This is a genomic window from Dyadobacter jejuensis, assembly GCF_003149085.1.
GTDB classification, from domain to species: domain Bacteria; phylum Bacteroidota; class Bacteroidia; order Cytophagales; family Spirosomataceae; genus Dyadobacter; species Dyadobacter jejuensis.
Genome location: NZ_QGDT01000017.1, coordinates 1 through 24,521, shown reverse-complemented (window position 1 = coordinate 24,521; position 24,521 = coordinate 1). Strand labels below are relative to the sequence as shown.

Sequence of the window (24,521 nt, the reverse complement as noted above, 5' to 3'; positions counted from 1 at the left end):
GATAGTTAGAATGTTTCTTTTCTCAAAAAACTCTGTAATTTATGAAAAAATCTCGACTTCCACACGAGATAGCGCAGTACCGCTATGTATCATCAGGAAGATTTTTATTCCTGTACCAATTATCTGCTAAGACTATGATGACTTTGTGCTTCCTCTTGTCGATGGTATGTCAGACGCAGGCTTCTACACCCAGCCTTGCATCAAACCCTACCAAGATCTCTATTATAAAAATGTCGAAACCACTGAAAGAGGCCTTAAAAGAGGTTGAAAAACAGACGCCTTATCGTTTCTTTTACAACCACCAACAGATTAACGTTGCTAAGGTGGTAAATGTGAATGTGGTAAATTCGACAATAGAGAAGGCCCTCAACGAAATATTTAAGAACACCGATATCTTCTATCAGGTCTCCGGTCGGCAAATTCTTTTATCCCCACGGCATGCTCACCTGCCCGACTCTCTGTCCATGCTAGAAAGAGTCGGCAAGCCCCACGAGCCTCAACTCATACTACATAGGATAGAGGGGAAAATCACCGGTACAGAAGGCGATCCCATACCGGGAGTCAATGTGGTAGTAAAGGGAACCACCATAGGTACCAGTACGAATATTGAGGGCGAGTATGTCCTAAATGCACCTGACAAGGATGTCACGTTGGTATATTCGTTTATTGGCTACAAAACGAAGGAGGTTGCTGTCGCTGGTAAATCTACCCTAGATGTCACCCTCGAAACCGACATTCAAGCTCTTGGAGAGGTGGTAGTGGTTGGATATGGTACCGAGAAACGCTCAGACTTGACCGGCTCCGTGACCTCGATTAAGGCGGATGCCATCAAAAACCTCCCAGTTCGGTCGGTGAGCGAAGCCCTTCAAGGACGTGCGGCAGGGGTGATGATCAACAAAGAAAGTGGAAAGCCTGGCTCCAACTCTCAAATTATCATTCGTGGAGTGGGATCTATTAATGGATTAAATCCATTGTTTGTAATTGACGGTATCGTAAGAGGGAACAACAGTAATTTTAACCCTAAGGACATCGAATCGATAGAGATTATAAAAGATGCCAGTGCAGCGGCGATCTATGGTGCCCAGGCAGCTGGAGGTGTGGTGTTAATCACAACTAAAAAAGGATCATTCAATCAAAAGCCCAGTTTTAATTTCTCCAGCAACGTAGGAGTCCGCAGCATTACTAAATCCTACAAGATGCTTGATACGCAGGATTATATCCGTGCCCGCCGGGGAATTAAACAGGACTACGGATTATGGAATGACCCCAACTTACCCAATACCGACTGGTTTGACGAGCTCTTTCAAAGCGGACAAGAGCAAACCTATATGCTCTCAATGAATGGAGGAACAGCCAAAGCCAAATACTATGTATCGGCCGGTTACGAAAGAGAAAATGGTATACAGAAAAGCAATTATTGGGAGCGCTACTCGCTTCGAATCAATAATGATTATCAATTAAGCAAAAAATTCACCTTTGGTCATATGATCTATATGGCCAAAACATCGACGAATCCTGCGACCCGAGGCATTCCCTGGCGGTCCCTACCGTATATGGCCGTAAGAAATGAGGATGGCAGCTTCGCCAGCGTCCCTGGTGAGGTCGAGTTTTCGGGAGGAAATGACGTGGCCTCTCTCGCTTATATGCACCAGAAAAATGGCACCTTGCTGCTAGACGGGGTACTATTTGCAGACTGGGAACTGGCCAAAGGCTTAAACTTTAGGACTACTGCTGGTGGCGGATTTAGTGGGAGCTTTGAGGATAGTTTTACGGAAAAGAATCTTCTACTCCGTACAGCACTACCTGAATCATACACCAAGTCGTCGAGTTATGGGGAGAGTTATCAGCTTACCACTCAGCTAACCTATGCGAAAAACTTCTTCGAAAAGCATGACTTTAAAATCATGGCAGGCTATGAAATCAAAAAATCGAATACGGCTACCCTTAGTGCTAATGCGACAGGCTTCCCGGTACAAGTTGCCGAATCCTTTGCACTATCGACCAATCCTAACAAGACCGCCAGTGGAGCCCTGGGATATGGCCGATTCCTTTCACAATTTGCCCGTCTAAATTATACCTTCGACAACCGGTATATCCTTACTGCCAACCTTAGACGTGACGGATCCACCAAATTTGGGCCTGATAAACGCTATGGGGTGTTCCCTTCGGTTGGGGTAGGTTGGAAAATTAATGAGGAAGCCTTCTTCCAGAACCTCAATACCTCCTTCATCACCTTGCTGAAGCCCAGGCTGAGCTGGGGAATCCTGGGTAATGATGCGGCGATATCGAACTTTACCTACCAGCCTGCTTACCAACAAGTACAGCAACATAGCTTTGATGAAGTCAACACGGTCGGCGGTTTCAATTCTATCAAGGTAGTTAATACCGCGATCAAATGGGAAGAGATCAACACCATCAATGCCGGCTTGGACATCAACATGTTCGGTGACCGACTATCGCTTTCGGCCGAATATTACGACCGACAGACCAAGGATATGCTCTACAATTTGCCAATACCCCTATCCTCTGGGATTGCCGCCTTCGGCGCCGCCAATAGCACCATGCCGGTCAATATTGGTAAAATATCCAACAAAGGATGGGAATTCACCGCTTCGTACCGCGACCAAAAGGGCGAGCTCAGTTATAATATTACAGGAAATATCTCGCAGAATTTCAATAAGGTGCTGGACTTAGGACTCCCCAACGCCTATATTTATAGTGGAAGCTTGAACTTCATGAGTGGTAACTCCCCCTTTAAGACCGTCAATGGACAGCCTGTTGGCCAAATATATGGGCTCATAGCCGAAGGTTTGATCCAAGACCAAGGCCAAATGGAAACCCTCAACGCCATTGCCACTGAAAAAGCCCTAGCTGCTGGAACCATCAATGCCGGCGCAACGGCCTATTACAACCACCAATATACCGGTCCTGGCGACATTCTTTACAAAGACCTGAATGGAGATGGAAAAATAAGCGACCTTGACCGTACTTTTATTGGTAACCCCTGGCCGAAATTCCAATACGGTTTCAATGTAGACCTCGCCTGGAAAGGAATTGATTTTATGGTTCAATTTTTTGGGATCGCCGGAAGGGACATCATCAATGGTAGTAAAATTTTCGAACAATCTTTTCAACAAGATTATCAATCCACGTACGACATTTTTGGAGCCTCCTATTTCTTAGGCAATGGCCTTACCGACCAGCCTAGATTAGGCTTGGAGGACCCTTCCAACCCCGACAAGTTCATCTTGGATCCTAGTAGAAACTATGCCTGGTATTCATCGTATTTTGTCGAAAATGGCTCCTTCTTAAAGGTCAAAAATTTATCTATAGGGTATACCCTACCCGATGCCGTGGCTAACAAGCTAAAACTTCAAAAGTTCCGTATATACCTCACTGGGCAGAACCTGCTTACTTTTACGAAATTCACGGGCCTCGATCCTGAGTTCTCCAATGATGTAAAAAATCATGGTCTTTACGGAATCAACACCTATCCTCAAACCAAACTCTTTTCTGTGGGACTTGACCTAAGTTTCTGATCATAAAAGTTTTTAGCAGCTCTAAATCCAATCATGATGAAAAAATTAATATATATTCTATTTTTTGCAATCCTGTCTGGTAGTCAGATGGGATGCCGAGATTCATTTCTTGAACTCAACGACAACGGGTCCATTTCACCAGCCGATTTCCCTAAGTCACTAACAGACCTCGACTTAATGCTCGTCTCTATTTACGGGGTTCAGCATGAATGGGGCTTTCTGGGGCACTTTTGGCACGGTTATGCCATGTATTGTCTCGACCATACGATAGATCTTCAATGGCGGGGATCAGAATCTTGGATTGGAATATGCAGCGGTATGGCCCAACTCGGTGATAACAAAGTTCAACAACAATGGCGCGACGTCCAAAAAGGAATTTATTTTGCCAATAGTACCATCGAGGCCATTGCCACCTATCGGACCCAAGCCCCTGCCTCCGAGAAAGATGCTATCGACACCAAAGAAGGAGAGGCATATTTTATGAGAGCCTATTACCTTTGGCACTTGCAAAGTCTTTATGGCCAACCTGAACTCGATGGAATGGGAGTTCCTGTGATTCAAAAAGTTCCCACCGACCTAGCCACCATGTCAGTGCCTAGAGCTACGACTCGCGAGACCTACCAGGCCATGATCGAGGATTTAAAAAAGGCATCTGTCCTCCTAGAAACACAGACCGATAAGCACAGAGCCACCAAATGGTCGGCCAAAGCGGCCCTGGCTCGAGCTTACCTGTTTGCCGAAAAGCCCGACAGCGCGAAAGTCGTTTTGGAAGATTGTATCAATAACAGTGGCAAAACGCTCGTCCCGTTTGAAAGCTACAAACAAATGTTTAACGGAGATACCCAATATGAGTATAATTCCGAATCCTTTTATGAAACCGGCAATAAGGCCAGTCCAGATGCACCCAATGCTAATGGTTCCCGTGTACAAAATACGGGGTCTACAGTCTCCTTGCTTTACACCCCGTTCTATATTGATCCACTCAGCGAAGAACGTAAGGCCATGGGGTACAGCAATCAGTATATGCATGACCAAAACTTGAAGAGATTTGGCTATAACGATGCTCCTCCTCTTACCGAAATGGAAGAGGTAAACGGCACTTGGAGGCTCAAACCAGCCTATGTACAACAACAAATGGAACGTAGAGAAATGCTCGGTCAGCAAGAAGATGGCCCCGATCCTCGACTATTCGTTTGTGCCCTACAGCCGTTTTTCGATTCTGTGATGGTAGCGGGCAAATATTACAAAGTAGCTCAGGCCGAATTCGGAAAATGGTACACCCTAGACCCAGCCACCGGACTTGACAAAAATGAGTTCTACGGATGGCCCCTACGAAAAAATCAATATCTACAAGGTACACTAGCCGAAACAAAAAATGTGGCAGGAGCCAATTTTTATTTCATTCGCCTTCCTGACATCTATTTGATGTATGCCGAGGTCATCCAAAATTCCAACCCTACCCTCGCCCTAGAATACATCAATAAGGTAAAACGCCGTGCCTATGGCTTTAATCCTGATGTCCCTTCAGAGGTCGATTATAAAAGCCTAAGTGACAAGACGAAGGCACCCGTTGGCGATCACTTGGCCAACAATCCTTTATTATACGAGCGTTGGGCCGAATTTTTCGGAGAAACTAGGTGGTGGGACGATGTCCGTCGGTTAAAAATCGGGGCTCAAGAAGCCGCATTTTACAAAACTGTGGCCGCAGGAAGAAGCATCGTTTGGCGCGACGAACACTATGCCATGCCCATTTCCCCACTGGAATTCGAAACCAATTCTAATCCAGGTATGATACAAAATCCTGGATACTGATCATTCCTAAACCCAAAGCCAAATGTAGAAAGTGGATGTCTGAATATAGACATCCTCTTTTTATTTTCAACTTGACCTCATCCCGTTACAAAATTTAAGATAAACGGATTTACCAAATGAATAATGCTAACTTTTTTAAATCGAAAGGCCTGTTAATCCTTTCTATTTTAATAATCGGCTCAATGGCCTTTCAATTTGAGGAATATGCTTTCCAAAACGAGGACGATGTGGAATGGCGCGCTTATGGGGGTGATGCAGGTGGCACCCGCTATGCCCCTATGACCCAAATCAACAAAGAAAATGTTGGTCAATTGAAACCCGTATGGTCCTATGATACGGGCGAAAATAATGATCCCGAAAAAAAAGGCGCATCTCTGCCCTGCCAGCCCATAATGGTCGGGGGCGTGCTATATGGCACCACCCCTAAGCTTAAACTTTTTGCCACTGAAGCGGACACGGGGAAAGAGCTGTGGAAGTTTGACCCGTTTGAAAACTCCTTTCAAAATCCTACTTCCCACCCTATTCGTGGGGTGGTCTATTGGGAGCGTGGTGAAGACAAACGAATCCTTTACTCCGTAGGCCCCTGGTTATATGCCATCGACGCCCGGACTGGAACCATGATTAAAAGTTTTGGCCAGAATGGGGTCGTCGACTTACATGAAGGACTAGGAGATTCGGCTACCCTTGGCTATGATGTTCAAGATTATAGCATGAAAGCCACCACCCCTGGGGTAATTTATAATGACCTGCTCATCATGGGGTCGGCCCTTAGCGAAGGCGGAGATGCTATCCCTGGCCATATTCGGGCCTTTAACGTACGTACTGGCCAGTTGGCCTGGGTGTTTCGAACCATCCCCTTACCGGGAGAATATGGATACGAAACTTGGTCTAAAAACGCCTACAAAAAACTGGGAGCCGCCAACTGCTGGGCCGGGATGGTGGTAGACGAAAAACGCGGTATGGTATTTCTTGGAACGGGCTCCCCCTCCGTCGACTTTTATGGGGCCGAAAGGATCGGCACCAACCTTTTTGCCAATTGTGTGATTGCCCTGAATGCCAAAACAGGGGAAAGAGTCTGGCATTTTCAAACCGTCCATCATGACCTATGGGATAGGGATATCCCTTGCCCGCCTAACCTCATCACCGTCACCCACCAAGGACGCAAGGTGGAGGCCGTTGCTCAGGCTACCAAAGATGGCTATGTGTTTATCTTCGATCGGGATACAGGCGCTCCCCTCTTCCCAGTCCAAGAAGTACCCGTACCTACCTCCCCAGCACTACCCGGCGAACAACCCTGGCCTACTCAACCGATGCCATCAAAACCAAAGCCGTTTGCCAACCAAGTCCTTACCAAGGACGCTCTGACGAGACGGACCCCGGAGGCCTATGCATTTACCCTAGATCGTTTTGAAAATAGCCTAACGGGAAGTAAGTATATGCCACCTAGTACCCAAGGCACACTTTACTACGGCTTCGCAGGCGGAGCCGAATGGGGAGGCGCTGCAGTGGACCCCAACGGTATTTTCTATATTAACAGTAGTAATATGCTATGGTGGCTCCAAATGCGCCAGGTGAATCAACAAAATATGGTACAGAGCGAAGGGGAGAAACTATTTAACACCTCCTGCTCGGGCTGCCATGCCTTAACCGCCAAAGACAAAAGCCCTGCCACGGCCCAAAGTTATCCATCCCTAGAAAATATCGGAAGCCGACTGACACGACAACAAATAAACGAACTGATACGAACTGGTCGGAATAGGATGCCCTCCTTCCAGCATCTTTCGGCTAATGAGCGCGATTCGCTCCTAGATTTTCTTTTGAAAACAGAACGAAAAGAACAACCAACTCCTAGCGACGACATACACCAAGTTACCCGGGTACATACCCCCGAAGGCAAACTTTTCCCCTACTCCCCACCCTATGTTAACAACGGGAATGTTCAATTTCTGGATCCTGATGGGTACCCAGCCATAAAGGCACCATGGGGAACGCTCAATGCCATCGACATGAATACTGGGGAATATTTATGGCAGGTTCCTCTAGGCGAATACCCTGAACTAACCAAACAGGGAGCAAAACCCACTGGTTCCGCAAACATTGGCGGGCCTTTGGTAACGGCCGGCGGCTTGGTATTTATAGCTGCTACCAGTGATGAAAAAATACGGGCATTCGACAGAAAAACGGGACAAATCCTCTGGGAATATACCTTACCCGCAGGTGGGTTTGCTACACCAATCACTTACAAAATAAAGGGCGTACAATTTGTAGTAATTGCCGCTGGCGGAAGTAGATTCGGCAAGAAGTCGGGAGGCCAATATATGGCCTTTGCACTTCCTTAGTTAAGTGGGCGCATGATGATGAACCCTTCTACTTAGATTAGGCATGCTTTTTCGTCTTACCGACAATTTTGGTCCGAATGTCTTTATTTAGGACATTCGGACTTCCCATTATTTGTTTCCTAAGAAGCGTGCGTTCACTGCCAGAGCTTTTCCATTTCTTCTAGAGTCTTCTCCTTGGTTTCGGGGATAAACCGCCAAACAAAAAAGAGGGCACCCGCCGACAACAGCATAAATATCCAGAAGGTATAGGCATTGCCAATGGACTCTAGTAAAATAGGAAAACACTGAGACACAATGAAAACAAAAACCCAGAGGGCAAATATGCAAATCGACATGGCCACTCCACGGGTACGGTTAGGGAATATCTCGGCGATGACCACAAAGGTAAGGGGCCCTAAGGAGAGGGCAAAAAAAGCAATATAGGCCAATATAGATACCAAGACTAGGAATCCTTGGGCGAGGTCAAGATAAAAAGCACCTCCGATAAGGGCCAAACAGGCCGTCATCCCGGCAGAACCAGCCAAAAGCAATTTTTTCCTTCCCGTTTTATCCACATACTTAATGGCCACGATCGTAAATAGGAAATTGACCACCCCAACCAGAATCGTTTGCAGCAAGGCGGAATCGCTCCCGTCGCCAGTAGCCTTAAAAATCTCGGGGGCATAGTACATGATGGCATTGATACCCGTTATTTGGGAAAACATAGCCAACAGAATACCGGCAAAAAGGGCCTTTCTAATACCAGGTCTGAAAATTTCGGAGAAAGACACCGAATCAGTGTTGAGGTGCTGGTTGATTTCCTGGAGCTCCACCTGGGCTTGCTCTGGCCCATTAATTCGTGTTAGTATAGCAAGGGCCTCCGTATTCCTACCTTTTTTGGCCAGCCACCTTGGACTCTCCGGCACAAAAAATAAGAGTATCAAAAATATCACCGAAGGAAATATCCCTGACCCAAACATCCACCGCCAGCCCGTATTTACATTCCACTGCTGGTCGTACATCCCCGCGATGGCCGCATTGACAAAATAGATGAGCAGAATACCCGTCACAATACCAAGCTGATTGATGGATACGAGCCTACCCCGTTTGTCGGCGGGGGCTATTTCGGTGATATACATCGGAGCCAGCATAGAGGCGATCCCTATTCCCAACCCTCCAATGATACGGAAGAAAACGAAGGCGTCGATACCCGCCGGGAGGGCGATTCCCACAGAGGAAATGCCAAATAAAAGGGCTGAAAGAATCAAAATCTTCTTCCTCCCCAGCCAGTCGCTAAGCACCCCAGCGCCCAAAGCACCAAACACACAGCCTATCAAAGCGCAAGAGGCGATCCAACCAACCATGGCGGGGGATAAGTCGAACTTTATTTGTAAAAACCCGATGGCCCCGGCAATAACGGCCGTATCATACCCGAACAACAAACCACCTACGGCCGCCACCAGTGTAATTTTATAGACAAAAAAGATGCGTTCCCGATTCCCCATGTTTAGTCGATTCTATAATTTTCTTTAAGATTGTTCGTCCTGATGCTGGCCTTGATGGTAGCACATTCCTGCCATTCACTCTCGCCATAAGGACGGACGGTATAGGCTCCTACGCCAGCGGGAACGATAAAAGTTTCGGCATAATGAACCACAAAGGGCTCAAAGGCCGAGTTGGGGCTTTCTACCAACGCCTCGCGGCCCGAAATCAGATTAAGGACATTCACAACCCCCTCGGTATGATGGGTTACTTTTTGGGTAAACCAATGTCGCCTCGTTTCAATAAAGGAGTGGGTATCCAGTCCCGTCCTTTCCTCACGCCAGCCATCGCCTGAAGCCACCTGCTCAAATCTATTGACCAAGTTTTCCTGAGTCCATTTTGTAGTCCTGTCCCATTGTATGTTCTTCTTGCCATGCTCCAAAGAAATAGGACGTGGCTTGCCATCGAGTCCCATACGTCCCCAATCCCATAGTTTGAAGGTAAAATTAAATGGGGTTGCACTGATCTCCAGCACCACGGTGTCGGCACCGGAACAATGCACCGTCCCCGCGGGAATAAGCACATGATCATGCTTTTTGACAGGCCATTTCTGAACGTGCTTTTCGGCATCGAAAGGCCCCTCCCCTTCCTGAGCCGTTTGAAGCTCCTGCATCATCGATTCTGGATCGACATCCTCTTTAAGTCCTAAGTAAACGAAGCCATCGTTTTCGGCCTCCAGAAAATAATAGCTCTCGTTTTGGGTGTATCCCATACCAAACTGATCTTTGATATACTGATGCATGGGATGTACCTGCAAACTTAAGTTGCCTCCTTGCATGGTATCTAGGAAATCGAAACGTATCGGAAACTCCGCTCCGAAAGCATCGTAAACCGCTTCTCCAAGCACAGGTACCGGATGGGCTAATACCAGGTTAATAGAAGGTATTTCAATGGGCACCCCATCAAAATCGAAAACAAGGCTATTTTCCTCAGGCACACAGTCGAAGCCCCAGGCGTAGTTTTGAGCGGAACGGTCCAAGTCCACCACTTCCTTGAGCCATTGTCCACCCCAAGGTCCTGGGTCAAAAAATGGTACTACCCTAAAAGGTCTTTCTTTGGTAGAAGCCAAAGCATGAGCCATAGCCACCCCCGACACCATTTTCGGCCGATGCTCTTGGGAGGTGTCCAGCACAAAGTCCCAGCGATCCATCAGCCCTTTTTTGAATCGATCACATACCCTCCAATCGACAAAAAAGCTCCGTTTATACTGGTAGGCAAAGGGATCGTTGGCATTATCGGCCCCAAGGTTACTAATTGCATTTTTCCTAAAACGAAGCTGAATTTCCCAGCGTGGCATATCGGCATATATCAGGACGTCGGCATGAGGAGCTACGAGTGCGGCCCCAGTACCCAGCACGAGAACCACACCTTCCTTCACCTTTTCAATCTCTTCCTGCATGCTGCTGACTTTTTCAGCATCGAAAAAAGCGTCCAATTCCAACGTAGTGACGAAGCCAAAAACGGGGTCGTTATTAATAAACGGGGAGACTAAGGCTTCCATCCGCTCCTTATCGAGCATAGCTGAAGACACCTCAAAAACGGCCATTTCGGAATCTCCAAGGGCCATCCCAGCCAGGATCTCCTGTACATTGACGCCATGATAGGCATCCAAAACGATTACCGTTTTGGGAGCGCCTATCGATTCTACTTTTTCGCGGATTGTCTGTGTTATATGTTCCCAACCTTCCTCAGCCTGATACCCTGATACGCTTATCTGAGGAAACTTATTAAAATTCGACTTTTTCAAAATGGATTCGTTTTTGGATTAGTATACTAAGCTACTCACCCCCAATAGGGCGGCAGTATTGATTAACGATGCTTCCAGGACCCTTACTTCCCCCCATGTAGCCCAGGCATTGCCATTCACCTTTTGCTGAATATAGGGCAGGATGATATCCCTGCTCCCCATAATCCCTCCTCCCAAAATCAGAATTTCGGGATCGTATGCATGGATCATATTTAAGGCACAGGCACTCCATACCTCCAGGCATTCGGTACTTACGAGCTGGGCCAGTGGATCTTGGGCGGCGGCCAATTGAAAAATAACCTTAAAGTCGATCTGGGGCCTATCAAAAAGTAAGCTGTCTGAATATTCGGGGTAGCGCTGTACTATTTTTTGAAGATTCCAAGTAGAAGCCTCAGCCTCAGCGCAGCCATAATTGCCACAGTTACACTGGTCCCCTTTTAGGTTGACCATAAAGTGTCCCCCTAATATTCCCGCCTGAAAATGTTTGCCTCTAAGGATTTTTCCATTCATGACGGCCGAAGTTCCGATTCCAGTCCCTAGGTTCATCAGCACCACATTGTTCACTCCTTTCCCGTTTCCATACCTCCACTCGCCTAGTAAGGCCGATCGGGTGTCATTTTCGAGCATAAGGGGCAAGTTCCAAGTGTTTTTGGCCCAGGCCGTCAAATCGAGCGTAGGGGCATCATTGTATTTGTCGTTGATCTTCAGAATTTGGTTGTGATCGGTATCCACAATGCCAGGTATGGCTATGCCCACCGCCGCCAGGTCAGAAGCCGTAAGGGAAGCTTCTTCCAGTAAGCCTCGTACACAGCGCTCTACCTCCCTAAGGCGCGGCCCAAGGCCCTTCGCTGCTTGAGACTCCATTTGCATGGAACAGAGTATCTCTCCACCTCTTACCAACCCGAGTTTTATTTGCGTGCCCCCCAGATCGATGGCCATTACGGTTTTTTCTTCCATCGTTCAAGGTGCTGTCGTGTCGTCCTGTTCAAATAGCCTAATCGCATCGTAAAGCACTCCTGCCGAGCCACGGAAAGTCCCGGAACCCTTGGGCTGATTGTCGACGGTGTACCATTCATAGAAGCCTTGGTTGTCGATGACCCTTTTTAGCATCGGTTTCAACTGCTCATAGGCTTCCGCTTCGAAGCCATTGCGATATAACTGGCTGACCATCCGAGCGCCAAACCAGGTCCAATCTCCACCATTTTGATAGCCATAGGGATACATGCCTTTGTTTTTAAAGCTTCCTTCCGGATAGGTCGGGTAGAGCGTCAGGCCTATGGAGCCGGCTCCAGAGCGTTTTACGTTTTCAATCATTTTATCCAGGGAGATTTTTATTTGCTCCTTAGACAGCAAATTGGCCTCTATGGCAACAGCCGTGCCCCCGTGGTAGTATATTTCATTTTCGTTCAGGGAGTCGGCAAACGGCGATCCGTTCAAGTAGATATGAGGTATGAATTTTTGGTTTTTTTCGTCCCAAAGCTCAGCCATGGTATTCTTTGCTATGGAATCATGAATGGGCTTCCATTGGTCCTTTTCAGCTGGCAAGAGTTCCATCAGATTATCGAGGGCAATCAAAAACATGGCATTATCATACACATCGATCGCCAAATGGCTGTCCTTGGTGAGGTATACGCCCCAATCATGTTCTGGCTGCACATCGCCCCAGTCGGCTGTGGTAGCTCCCCAAAGCAGACCGTGGGTTTTATCGTAACGGTGGTTCATCAAAAACTCAACCGCCCTATTGAGTCGCTGGGCTACGGTAAAGGCACCTATCTTTTCACTGAGAAAAGCAGTATCTCCACTCAACTTCACATATTTATAAACTGCCTGAATCAAGGAGGTTTCTTGATCGGTCTCCACGGTATTTTTGTGCCCGGCATACTGAGGTTCCAGCTCATTATAAATGTAGTCATAGCCCCCTTTTGATTCCTTGGCCGTTTGAAGCGGAATAAATCCGTCTACTATATTTCCATCCGTACCTTGTAGTCTAAAAAACACCCTCAGGTTCTCTTTCAACACTTCGGAAGGATGTACCTCCCCCGACAGGGTTATAAAGGTATTATAATCCCTAATCCAAACCTCCCCGTAACCGTCTCCGGCGTTAAAACCCGTTTTAACTACCTCGAGCGCTTTGGCTTTTACGATAGATAGGGTACTGTCACTTTGATAAATAGACTGGTCATTTTTCTCTTTAGCCGCGCACCCCAGTAGTAAGGAGGCAAAGACAAGCAATAGGATATTGTATTTCATCATCATTGTTTTGGATTAGAGATTAGCTTATTCGGTAGGTGGCATGGCGCCCACTCCCCATGTTTTGTTGGGTTCGGGTCCCATTTCCAAAACCAACGATCCGCCCTTCAGGAGCTCCGAGGCTTTGAACCAAAAGTTATTCAGTGGCTTACCATTCAACGTTGCACTTTGCACATACTTATTATGGCGGGAGGTATTTTTGGCTTCAATGGTAAAGGTTTTACCTCTACCAAATCTTTCACCAAGGTCAATAACGGCCTTATCGAAGATAGGACTACCTATTTCATAAATTGGATCTACCCGGGTGCCGCCATCTATTTGGAAAAGCCCCAAGCCATTCATCACAAACCAGGCACTCATCTGCCCCTGGTCTTCATCCCCCAAATAGGCGTTAGAGACCTCGTGACCATAATAGCGTTCGGTGATCGATCGGCTCCATTTTTGGGTAAGCCATGGCTTTTTGATCCAATTAAAAAGAAAGGCAAAGTGCATGGATTGTTGGTTACCTTGTACGACGGGATAATCCCAGTATTGGTCATTGGGGCCGTTATACCTCCATTTTTCTCCAATTTTAAAACCCCAATCGAGCCGATTCGCAAACTCTGTTTCTCCAATTATCTTCGCCAAACCCGTTACATCTTGCGGCACAAAAAAAGTTAGCTGCCAGGCATTCCCTTCAACATAATGATGGTTAGCGCCCGATTTGAAAGGGTCAAAATCTGGTATCCAATTCCCTTTGGCATCTTTCATCCGGGCAAACCCTATGGCCGGATCGATCGCATTTTTCCACCAAGTACCGCGCTCTTTAAATATTTTATAATCGGACTCTTTACCCAACGCCTTGGCAAATTGCGATACCGTATAATCATCGAAGCTGTATTCCAGAGAATTGGAGAACCGACCTTCGTCGTAAGGAACATAATGATGCTTCAGATAGGTAGTCAAATTTTCATTCCCTGCACGGCCGCCCCCAACGTTTGCGGCTGGCGTAGTCTGCATCTTATGTACCGCCTCATAGGCCTTATTTACGTCGTATCCTCGGATGCCCATTTGGTAAGCCCCTACTATTAATGGTATCTCATGCTCGGCCACCATCACCGGTATATACTCCATCCCTGCGGGCCCCTTAGCCAGCCAGCCACTCTGGTCGTACATGGCCAATTGAGATTTCACCCACCTATTGGACCACTCTGGAGTTACCAGGTTCCAGAACTGGTTAAGGTTCCAGAAGGTGTTCCAAAATGCATCACACCCTAAGGCTACATCATCGGAATCCACAAATTTATTCACTTTCTCATCGGCGTCTCTCCAGCTTCCATCCACATCACTAAAGGTATTTCTACTGGCCAAAGAACGATACATATTGGTGTAGAATCTTTCCTTCTCCCGCCGGTCGTTGCTGCTTATCGCCACCCTACCTAACAATTCGTCCCATACGACTTCTTGGTGGTGGCGTACCCCATCAAAATCCCAATTGAAAGGTTCGCTTATTTCGGTTTTCAAATTGAGAGCCGCATTTTCAACGCTGACATACGAAAGTCCCGTACGCAGCTGAACGACCCTATCCTTGTGCGTGTCAAATTCCAGATAGATTCCCGCATTTCGCGCACTATCTGCCTGTAAGCCGGTATTTTCACGCACCTCATCGTTCAGCCATACCCCATAATTCTTGATGGGCCTATCAAATTCTATTACAAAATGTACCTTATATTCCTGATCGATCCCCCCCGACCACACATTATTGGACAGCTGGTCGCTGTAACCTTCGATGCGGTGATCGTTTATTTTGTCAATTTTTATATTATTTACCTGATAGCCATACTCCGTAGGGATCTGAAAATCGACCAGCACCCGTCCTAGCTCACTCTTATGGTAGGTATACCGCTGAAAAGAGGCTCTGGTGGTGGAAGTAAGCTCAGCGGTTATATCACGATCTGTGAGGTCTACTTTATAATAACCTAAGGGAGCTTGTTCGGTTTCTTTGTTGATCTTGGAGCGATAGCCGTCCTCAGGATGACGCTGATCCCCCATTTTTATTTCCAACGGTCCGCTGGTCGGAAAAGTACCCAGTCCCGTCATAGTCCATTCATGAATATGACTAAAAGTACCGATCGATTCGACAGTAGGGTCATAACCAGCCTGCCAGCCACTGTTCTGATTGTCGGGGCTAAGCTTTACCATACCGAAAGGCATCCAGGGGCCCGGGGCGATCATCCACCGGGAATGCCCAGCTCCCATCATCGTATTCACATACCCAGCCGGGGTTTTTAACTTCATTTTATTCCTTTCTACTCTTCCCTCTCTTACCATCCTATTATTTACAAACAATTGGTATCGGCTGTTCTTCTTTCTAGTCACGGCCGGCATGGGAGCTTCCAGCGTATAACGCCCTTGCTCCAGCACCTCGTTCAGTATGGCCTTTCCATCGAGTTTTAACTGAACTGAAGGCTGGCCCTTAAGGTAGGACATATCGACAAGTAGTGGCTGAAACCGCTGCCCATTCCTATTTATTTCATAATCTGCAGCTTCCACATCCCGGATGAGGACGTCTTCTGGAACGGCCAATTCGGCCTTTTCAGGCCCTTCTAGCCTTACCTGATCGAAGGCCAGCCATCCACCTTCTAGGGTGGTCATCACGATTTGGTTGGCGCCAGGGTTCAGCCAATCGGCTGGAATTTCCAGTTGGATCAATTGCTCCTTGGTTTTTGGGGCGAAACCATTTGGCTCTTTATTACTCGACCCTGGCTTGAGCTGAAACCCTTTGGATCTGCCATTCACCATCACTTTCACGAAAGGTGCATTCAGAGAGTCAGTATCTAAAATATCTATCGTAAGCAACCAGTTCCCAATGGTAGGCTTATCCTTTAACTCGAACAATACCGTTAAAAAGTGAGACCGGATACCCGAGATGACCCCGGCACCTCCCCAACTACTAGCAGGCCCAGGCAACACATAAGGCCAGTCTTGCTCTGCTGCAGAATGGCCAATCAGAAAGAATCGATCTTCATACCCAAAGTCGTTTTCCAGAAAATTTTGATAGCGATTCGGTGCCAATGCCATGCCCGTGGGCGCATTGTCACGCTCCCCTATCTTCCAGATGGTCTTTTGAGCCAAAGCGGGAGGAGAGTAGAGGAAAGCCAACAGCAATAAGATTTTAAAGTTTTTCAAGGGGCTAAAATTATTAACGGTTAAAGGATAAATTTTAAGTATTAGGCTCCATAGGTTGAAGCTCGCTCTACTTTACTTCAAAGAGGAACATACTAAATCTTTATGTTGGTATGTATGAACATACTTGGGCAAATATACACATTTTTGGTTTTCACAAAAATGAAATCATAAACTTTAGTATTCTTTTATTTTAAGTAATTAATCCTAGAATACCCAATGTATCTATCGACTTAATAAGGAGTCTAAGTATAGAAAGCGTGAAAATAAAATATTCCTAATATTTTCCTCAATGGATAAATAGTATCAAATTTGTATGTTTATATGTATAAACATAACCGATAACCTATGGAAATATTCAGCATCGATCATCATAGTCACCTGCCACTTCATATACAAGTGGAGCAGCTGTTGCGGGGGCTCATCAGTGATCCTGAATATCAAAATGGTAAACTTTTCCCTAATGAAGTCGACATAGCGAAGCGGATGGGGATTTCTAGAAATACGGTACGGCAAGCCCTCAACAAACTGGTACAAGAGGGGCTGCTGACCAGAAAGAAGGGGGTGGGAACGAAAGTTTCCAAGAATAATATCACCACCAAGCTTAATAAATGGTCGAGTTTCACCCTTGAAATGCACGAAAAAGGGGTAGCCTTCAAGACCTATGATCTCAAGGTAGATTGGGTGGAGGCCGACCAGGCTACTGCCACTTTATTCGGAATCGTTCAGAAAAGTAAGGTATTGAAACTAGAGCGGTTGCGGGGCTTGGACAACGGCCCTATCGTACACTTCATCTCCTATTTTCACCCACGGGTGGGCCTCACCCCCGACGAGGACTTTTCCAGACCGCTTTATGAGATGTTGGAAAAAGACCACCATACCGTCGTATCCGTTTCGAAAGAGGAGATCAGCGCTACCCTTGCCGATGATCACCTGGCCCATATATTACAGGTCAATACTGGAGATCCCATTTTATTACGTAAGCGGGTGGTATGCGATCCGGGTGACCGGCCCATCGAATACAATTTGGGCTATTACCGAGCCGACCGCTTCACCTATGCCATCGATATCGCCAGGTAGGGAGCGGGAGATTTTTATCCTTATATTCAAATCTAAGAGAAACGACTGAAGGTCCTGTAAATAAGATTTCGATAGACCGCTGATACGCTGTAAAATGAGGGAATCTATAAACAGAAGCCCCATCCTGAGTGATTAGGACGGGGCTTCTGTCGTAAATAGATCGAATTATTTAGAATTTACGCGGCATCTATCGCCTCCCGAAGTGCCTTAGCAGCTTGAGCTGGATCGTCGGCACCATAGATGGCAGCACCAGCCACAGCTACTTGAGCACCAGCTTGGATGACAGCCGTAACATTATCAATATTTACACCACCAGCTATAGACACTGGCACGCCTGCTCTAGCCGCTTCGTCAATCAGGACCTGGATAGAATAGCCCTCTGTCCATTGCTCATCCAAACCTGCATGGAGCTCCACAAATTCTACGCCAAGGCCTATCACTTCCTGAGCTCGTTTTACACGATCGGGATACCCGATGGTATCCACCACTACCCCTTTTCCATGCGCCTTTGCCGCTTTCACAGCGCCGATGATCGTGGCATTGCCGGCAGCACCCATTACGGTTACCAAGTCCGCTCCCGCTTTAAAGGCAATATCGGCCTCTAGCTCACCGGCATCGGCCGTTTTAAGGTCTGCAAAGACCAATTTGTCGGGATGGGCATTTTTCATAGCCGTGATCACCGTCGATCCCATATTTTTGATCAAGGGAGTTCCCAGTTCGATGATATCTACGTAAGGGGCTACTTTGGCGGCTAAGGCCAGTGCCTCTTCAGTTGTTAATAGATCTATTGCTACTTGTAATTTGGCCATTTTGTTGGTATTTAGTGGTTACTATTTATTTGATTAATCTACTCCATATTGGCATGACGCTCCCACAGGATTTCGGCAGGAGAGCCGTCCAGTTTCCATAATTCCATAAAGATGGCGTCTCCTATGAGCAGCAAAGCTTGCTCAAAAAGGCTCCCGGCATATTGTTTTGATCTTTCTCCACCGTGATCCTGCTTTTCAGCGGCAGGCAGCAAGACGTGTAAATGGGCCAGAGATGCCAGAGTCGACTCCGTATTGGTGGTAATAGCCACCACCCTAGCGCCTACGCGCCGGGCTTTTTCGGCAGCCCTAACGATGGCTCCTGTAGTTCCTGAGCCCGAGGCAGCCCAGAGCAGGTCGCCTTCTTGAATGGCCGGAGTGGTAGTTTCCCCTACAAAATACACCCGGAGACCCAGATGCATCAGCCTCATGGCTACTGCACGCATAGACAAGCCGGAACGGCCAGCGGCCAACAGGAATATCGAATTGGCCTCCCGGATATTACGTACTAGGGATCCCAAATCGCTATAGCCTAGGGCCTCAACCAAATCATTGTTCTCGGCGAGTATTTGTTTAAGATTTTGCTGTATGTCTATCGAAAGTAGGATATCTTGTTGGGTGTTCACTTGCATTATGGTCCTGTTTGGTCAGACTGCAAATGTATTGGTAGGTGTCGTGGTAAATGTTACACAATCTTCCAGATAAGGTGGACAATAAGGAAATTTTATGCCAATAATTTCCGATTTTTGCCTTATCAATTACCTTATTTCCGAATAATCCACCATAATTACCGAATCGTCCACCAAGACCTTTACGCTATCTTGACTACAAAAATGATCTCCACCAATAACGATTCCCGTCTCGCCTCGGCGATGATCTACATCCGTAATCTACACGACTGCCCTCCAAGCTATTTGAATGACCCAGACCGGAAAGACTTTTTCGAAATCGTATGGTTAAAAAATGAAGGCCCCTTACACGATATTAAAAACCCAGATTTTGACTTAAAAGGCGACTGGATCTACCTGATCCCCCCTTATCGGGTACATCAACTCAACAAAGCCGGTAAAAATGGGGAACTATTGTCCTTTAAAAGGGAGGTTCTCGAAGAAGTGGATAAGGAGTTTCTTCTGGATATATTCAAAATCTTTAACGTGCAGGGGGAGTTTTCGTGTTTAAGACTCGAAAGGGAGGCCGCCGAAGAATTGGGCCATGTGTACCAGTTGCTACTGGGTGAATACCAAAAAGGCTCGGATGATCTCATCATCGTGAAGGCCATCCTCAAGGTTTTTTTATTAAAGCTAATAAAAGTAAAAGAACAGGAGTTTACTGGGCATGATATCCACCAAAAAAGGGTCTATGAATTTCTGATGCTTTTGGAGAGCAACTACCTCCAAGTACGCAACACCGACTTCTATGCCGCAAAACTAGGCATAAGCTCCAAAAGGCTTAACCAGATATTAAAAGATAAGCTTCATAAAACGGGCATGGAACTCATTCATGATCGGATAGTACTAGAAGCAAAACGGATGATTATTCATAGTGACCAAACCATCAAGGAAATCGCCTATGAACTCGGCTTTTCAGACCGCCCTTATTTTAGCCGATTTTTCAAAAAGCAAACGGGACAATCGCCCGATGCCTTTCAAAAGCAGTCGCGCAACCACCTTAAGGAAAAACGAAATACCTTGTCCGATCATAGTTCGATATAGGTAATCCCGCTGCGATTGACCATCATTTAAAGCCAAAGAAAAGTCTTTAAGTGATGGAATTAGCTCATTACCTTTTCCCATTTCTCCCTAAATATCATTTCCAATCTGTTTAATTGCTCTTGGTACATGGTATTTTTGCGCGTACCAAAGTAAAGGGTGTTATCCATAGGTTCGGTTCCTTCCCATACCAGCTTTATTTTTTGTTGGTCTATAGCCTCCCTACACAGAAAATCGGGAACGATGGAAAAGCCCACCCCATCGCTCAAGCATCGAATAATGGAGCTGATATTGGGCACCAGATAATTGGGTCGGAAGTCGGGATGCTCCTTAAAATTCTTCTTCCAAAAATTTTTCATATGCTCCATATCGGCGGTAGTGCTGTACCAAAGCTGCTCTTTCAGATAAGCCCCCAACTCCGCAATAGAGGCAGATTTCAAGAGTGATTCTATAGGCTGTAGATCCGTTTTCCCACCTGCTATCAAGACGATCCGCTCTGTTGAAAACGGTTCATACAACAAATTTTTCTGATTTCCCTTTTGAGGAGTCACGATCAGGTCCAACAGTCCGTTATCCAGATCATGCTGCATTTGAGGATACTCACCAAACTTAATGATCAAGTTGAACGGTAACTTAGGAATATGTTCTTCGAGGGTATACTGAAAAGTTTCGAAACACATCCCCACACTGATAGTAGGCCGTTCGGACTGGGAGCGTTTCAAAAAATGCTGTTCGGCCATTTCCAATTTTTGAATAGGCTCCACAATATAGTTATACAAGATCTTCCCTTTCTCGGTGGGCACCATCCGCCTGGCCGATCGGTCGAATAACTTATAACCCGTGTAGGCCTCCAGTGCATTGAGATGTAAGCTAGCCCCCGGTTGGGAAATATTGAGCCCTTGGGCGGCACCAGATAGGCTTTGGCCGACCTTTTATAGCCAACCCAGACCTGGTCCTACGCCTACAAAACAATTGGCCTTTGACCCCGCCTCGCCGCGAATTGCATTATGGGCTTTCTATGGAAGGCTACCTAGACTGGAAAGAATACCATGGAGAATTGCATATTTAGGGCCATTTTCCCGCAGATACCGATGTATCTGCGGGAAAATATAGGATTATAGTTTATTTGGTTTCTAATTCTCCATCAGCATGCAAAGCAAACCGTCCTTTGTCTTTGGCATGCACCACCTCTCTTTCCTTCCAGGGCCACCCGCCAAACTGCGTTTTTCCATATTCCCGCATCGCCTCTCTAATCTCTTCCTGGGTATTCATCACGTAAGGACCATGCTGTACGACTGGTTCTTCTATAGGCTTACCTTCAAGAATTAACAGGTAGGCCTCCTTGTTTCCATTTTGGATGGAAATATCCTCTCCTGCACGGGCTTCAATCAGCCGGCCTGAAGGAATCGTTTGCCCCTCCACTTGGATACTTTCGCCCTTATAAAAAAACATGGACCGATTGGCCGCATCATTCGTTTTGGGCAGGGTCCAAACGGCCCCTGCTTCCATCTTCACCGTATATACCCCCACTGCATGTGCTGGATTGGCTGCCCAGGAATCGGGTGTAGGGCTTGGGGCACTTACCTCTCCTAGCCTACCGGCTATTATCTGTACCGTGGTCATTTTGCCAGCGGCATCTTGGTGGCTCAGCTCGGGGATGGCTTCCCTCCACAACATTTTAAAATGCGGTTCTACCATTTTGGAGGCCTTCGGGAGATTGAGCCATATCTGAAAAATCTCTAAGGGATTCCCCTTATCTTCGTTTAATAATGGAAACATTTCAGAATGTTGGATTCCCTTTCCGGCGGTCATCCACTGTACATCGCCCTCCATAAACCTACCGGCGGCTCCCAGGGAATCGGAATGGTCCACAACACCCTCTTTATTGATGGTAATGGTTTCGAACCCACGGTGCGGATGATACGGAAAGCCTGGAATGTCGGTGCCATGGTACATTCGCCAACCATCTTTCACCACAAAATCCTGACCTATAGGTCGGCCTCCTAATTGATCGACTGAAACACCCATTTTCGAATTCCCTTGAGGATACTCATCCCTGTGATAAGCGCAAAAAAGGAATGGGTCCTGTGTTTCCCATGGGAACCCCAATGTTTTTATCGTTTTAATCTTGCTCATTGGTATAGTAGCTTAAGGCCCCGGAAGGGCACTTATTAATTTGATCCTTTAACTCTTCGGTAGTAGCATGGGCCATATCGATCCATGGCGATGCTTTGGGGTTATAAACCCTAGGCAATGTCATAACGCATACCCCAGCATGCTGGCATTTATCAGCTTGCCATTTGATGGTAATTTCTCCGTTGCTATATTCCTTTATCATAAATGAAATTGTTTTAGGCAAATTTCAGTACTTAATTACCAGGGAACATTCATCTAGATTAACAAATCGAGGGCATTTACTTTGACTCGGCTATTTTCCTTCTTATCGTACTTAGGGCTTGAGGGGTAATGCCCAGGTAACTAGCTATCATATGTTGGGGTATCCGTTGGGGCAATTCTGGATACGCGCTCACAAAATGGGTATAACGATCTATGGCGGGAGAACTCATGAGCATCAGCACCCTACGCTGGAGCTTAGCCATTCTTCTATAAAGCAGCTGGAGATGCTCCACAATCTTTTCCTTAGACAAATCCGCCTTTAAAAAACAATTTTTATTAAAGATAAGAATTTCAGAGTCTTCAAGACAATCTATAAAAAGCGATGTAGGCTCATCGAATTCTATGGCTTCTAAGTCTGCGATGATCCAACCTTCTGAAGCAAACATAAAGACATGCTCCTTACCCTTGCTATCGATAATATAACTCCTCAAAAGTCCTTTTTTAACATAAAAGGAATACGCCTTCGCGCCGCCCTTGCGTTGAACGAATTCTTTCTTTTTATAAAACCGAACGCTGGCGTCAGGGTCAATTTTTAAGATGTCATCAAGGTTTTCCACTTCGTTTTTTTAAGGGAGGAGCCCTACCTATTGATTAGAAGTAAAGGCCAGCTGTGCTGTAAGATCCTTTACAAGATGATCAAAATTTCATACAATCCAAAATCCAGTATTCTGGTAAGGAACAGAACGACGCCTAAGCCTGTTTAAGTACCCAACAGAAAAGCGGGTCTCGAGCATCCTTTATGATTCTTAATAAAGGTAAAGTATCAAAATACCGTTTATAAGATGTATTAACAGCATCCAGATATTAATAAAGAGAAAATAAATGGGAATAGTAGAGGCGTTAATAAAAAAAGTACTTGAAAAAGGGACCGTTGAACAGATCACAAAACTATCAGATTCAGTTTTCAAAATCCGTATCCAAAGCGAGCAGATAAAAACGGCCGAATTCGTTCCAGGATACTTTATAAGACTTGGTGTGGGTATTGGCAAGGAGGATATCACCCTAAAAGACAAGGTCAGAAGTTACAGTGTCTGGGATATGGATGTCCAGAATGGGACCATCGATTTGGCTATCGCCACGCATAGTAAGGGAATTGGCGCCCAATGGGTCGAATCGTGCGAAGTGGGCACTCCGGTTCATTTTAAATGGAAGAAAGGAAATTTCCTACTCGACTCCAACGCCGATAGCTATCTGATGATCGGTGATTTGTCGGCCCTATCACACCTTTATGTCATTGCCCGACATTTACCAGCCGACAAACAAGTGGAGGGGCTCGTTTATAGTCAAAATAGCAGCGATTTCTTTGCAGACGTGGATGACACCAAGCCTTTTAACTTTCAGGTATTGGAAAGAAACCCTCAAGAAGCGATTATCGACAGGTTAAAGCAAATTATCCCTAAAATGCAAGGAAAGAAAATGGTCTATATAGCCGGTGACAGCAGACTATGTGTGTCCCTAAACCAATATTTCAAAAAAGAGTTAAACTGGGATTCCAAGCAAATTAAAAACAAACCATTTTGGAACCCCGATAAAAAGGGACTGGAATAAAGTCTGGATGAAGCACCAACGGGAGCACCTCAACCCCATTGGTGCTTCATCCAGAAGTTTCAATTTGTTCCATCCAGCCTCCGACTTAATCTTTGCTGTGCTATTTCAACGGCTTTATGCAGCTTTTCTCGTAGAAGGTTTTCTGACGGTAGCACCGTTAAATATTCCGCCACCCTAATATTACTTTTGTCTAACTGCAATAACTCCACGTGCTCTTCATTTTTACCGGTGCACAAGATTAGACCAATAGGGGTATTTTCCCCATCCACTTTTTCATATTTCTCCAGGTATCGCAGATATAACTCCATCTGCCCTTTAAACCCAGCTTCAAACTCTCCTATTTTAAGGTCTATCGCTACCAGACATTTCAACCTGCGGTGATAAAATAAGAGATCAATATAGTAATCGAGACTATCGATAGATATTCTTTTCTGTCTAGCCAAGTATGTGGATATTCTGGAGCATGTTGACCCCTTGTACTCAGGGTAATAATGAATGCTAAAAGCACATTATTGGCTTGTTTTCTAGTGACATTCTGGCGTATATTGACCCCCTAGACATTTATTTTTGATTCATTCTGGAGCATATTGACCCCTTTGGGTAATTGT

General features: G+C 46.1%; 18 protein-coding genes and 1 pseudogene. 6 read left to right on the top strand and 13 right to left on the bottom strand.

The genetic code is table 11. The features are described from left to right. Positions 1-41: 41 nt before the first annotated feature. From CLV98_RS20945 to CLV98_RS20935, 3 genes are all read left to right on the top strand, one after another. Positions 42-3,539: a TonB-dependent receptor gene (locus CLV98_RS20945; protein WP_109677694.1), complete on the top strand. Its 3,498-nt coding sequence runs from the start codon at positions 42-44 to the stop codon at positions 3,537-3,539. A gap of 33 nt (positions 3,540-3,572) precedes the next feature. Then, a complete protein-coding gene (locus CLV98_RS20940) occupies positions 3,573-5,351 on the top strand; it encodes a RagB/SusD family nutrient uptake outer membrane protein (RefSeq protein ID WP_211320091.1) in 1,779 nt (592 codons plus the stop codon). 182 nt (positions 5,352-5,533) lie between these two features. Next, complete coding sequence (locus CLV98_RS20935; RefSeq protein WP_109677690.1) at positions 5,534-7,690, top strand: pyrroloquinoline quinone-dependent dehydrogenase; 2,157 nt, start codon at positions 5,534-5,536, stop codon at positions 7,688-7,690. Between the two features lie 134 nt (positions 7,691-7,824). Here the strand turns inward: CLV98_RS20935 and CLV98_RS20930 are convergent, their stop codons facing one another. From CLV98_RS20930 to CLV98_RS20910, 5 genes are read right to left on the bottom strand one after another with little or no spacing between them, the layout of a single operon-like run. Further along, positions 7,825-9,174: a sugar porter family MFS transporter gene (locus tag CLV98_RS20930; RefSeq protein ID WP_109677688.1), complete on the bottom strand. Its 1,350-nt coding sequence runs from the start codon at positions 9,172-9,174 to the stop codon at positions 7,825-7,827. A gap of 2 nt (positions 9,175-9,176) precedes the next feature. Beyond that, on the bottom strand, positions 9,177-10,958 hold the full coding sequence (locus tag CLV98_RS20925) for a class I mannose-6-phosphate isomerase (RefSeq protein ID WP_109677686.1): 1,782 nt from the start codon (positions 10,956-10,958) through the stop codon (positions 9,177-9,179). 18 nt (positions 10,959-10,976) lie between these two features. Beyond that, on the bottom strand, positions 10,977-11,915 hold the full coding sequence (locus CLV98_RS20920) for an ROK family protein (protein WP_109677684.1): 939 nt from the start codon (positions 11,913-11,915) through the stop codon (positions 10,977-10,979). Between the two features lie 3 nt (positions 11,916-11,918). Next, complete coding sequence (locus CLV98_RS20915) at positions 11,919-13,214, bottom strand: glucosidase family protein (RefSeq protein WP_211320090.1); 1,296 nt, start codon at positions 13,212-13,214, stop codon at positions 11,919-11,921. A gap of 21 nt (positions 13,215-13,235) precedes the next feature. Further along, a complete protein-coding gene (locus CLV98_RS20910; RefSeq protein ID WP_109677682.1) occupies positions 13,236-16,376 on the bottom strand; it encodes a glycoside hydrolase family 92 protein in 3,141 nt (1,046 codons plus the stop codon). A gap of 345 nt (positions 16,377-16,721) precedes the next feature. On the opposite strand from CLV98_RS20910, the gene CLV98_RS20905 reads away from it, so the two are divergent. Next, a complete protein-coding gene (locus CLV98_RS20905; RefSeq protein ID WP_109677679.1) occupies positions 16,722-17,453 on the top strand; it encodes a GntR family transcriptional regulator in 732 nt (243 codons plus the stop codon). A gap of 176 nt (positions 17,454-17,629) precedes the next feature. Here CLV98_RS20905 and hxlA read toward each other — a convergent pair whose 3' ends face one another. Next, a complete protein-coding gene (hxlA, locus tag CLV98_RS20900; RefSeq protein ID WP_109677677.1) occupies positions 17,630-18,262 on the bottom strand; it encodes a 3-hexulose-6-phosphate synthase in 633 nt (210 codons plus the stop codon). A gap of 38 nt (positions 18,263-18,300) precedes the next feature. Further along, positions 18,301-18,891, bottom strand: a complete 591-nt coding sequence (hxlB, locus tag CLV98_RS20895) for a 6-phospho-3-hexuloisomerase (RefSeq protein WP_109677675.1) — start codon at positions 18,889-18,891, stop codon at positions 18,301-18,303. Between the two features lie 189 nt (positions 18,892-19,080). Here hxlB and CLV98_RS20890 point away from each other — a divergent pair, with 189 nt between their 5' ends. Next, a complete protein-coding gene (locus CLV98_RS20890) occupies positions 19,081-19,971 on the top strand; it encodes an AraC family transcriptional regulator (RefSeq protein WP_229203516.1) in 891 nt (296 codons plus the stop codon). A gap of 59 nt (positions 19,972-20,030) precedes the next feature. On the opposite strand, the gene CLV98_RS20885 is transcribed toward CLV98_RS20890, so the two are convergent. The 5 genes and pseudogenes from CLV98_RS20885 to CLV98_RS20865 form a co-directional block, all read right to left on the bottom strand. Further along, on the bottom strand, positions 20,031-20,648 hold the full coding sequence (locus CLV98_RS20885) for a LysR substrate-binding domain-containing protein (RefSeq protein WP_262512161.1): 618 nt from the start codon (positions 20,646-20,648) through the stop codon (positions 20,031-20,033). 114 nt (positions 20,649-20,762) lie between these two features. Beyond that, positions 20,763-20,879: pseudogene (locus CLV98_RS24035) on the bottom strand (helix-turn-helix domain-containing protein); the annotation flags it as partial. A gap of 211 nt (positions 20,880-21,090) precedes the next feature. After that, on the bottom strand, positions 21,091-22,104 hold the full coding sequence (locus tag CLV98_RS20875) for a pirin family protein (RefSeq protein WP_109677669.1): 1,014 nt from the start codon (positions 22,102-22,104) through the stop codon (positions 21,091-21,093). Further along, a complete protein-coding gene (locus CLV98_RS20870) occupies positions 22,091-22,306 on the bottom strand; it encodes a (4Fe-4S)-binding protein (RefSeq protein WP_109677667.1) in 216 nt (71 codons plus the stop codon). The genes CLV98_RS20875 and CLV98_RS20870 overlap by 14 nt, the downstream gene beginning before the upstream one ends. Before the next feature lie 76 nt (positions 22,307-22,382). Continuing rightward, positions 22,383-22,922: a Crp/Fnr family transcriptional regulator gene (locus CLV98_RS20865; RefSeq protein WP_109677665.1), complete on the bottom strand. Its 540-nt coding sequence runs from the start codon at positions 22,920-22,922 to the stop codon at positions 22,383-22,385. Between the two features lie 265 nt (positions 22,923-23,187). Here CLV98_RS20865 and CLV98_RS20860 point away from each other — a divergent pair, with 265 nt between their 5' ends. Then, on the top strand, positions 23,188-23,913 hold the full coding sequence (locus CLV98_RS20860; protein WP_109677663.1) for a siderophore-interacting protein: 726 nt from the start codon (positions 23,188-23,190) through the stop codon (positions 23,911-23,913). A gap of 59 nt (positions 23,914-23,972) precedes the next feature. Here the strand turns inward: CLV98_RS20860 and CLV98_RS20855 are convergent, their stop codons facing one another. Next, a complete protein-coding gene (locus CLV98_RS20855) occupies positions 23,973-24,356 on the bottom strand; it encodes a PDDEXK nuclease domain-containing protein (RefSeq protein ID WP_229203511.1) in 384 nt (127 codons plus the stop codon). Positions 24,357-24,521 lie beyond the last annotated feature (165 nt).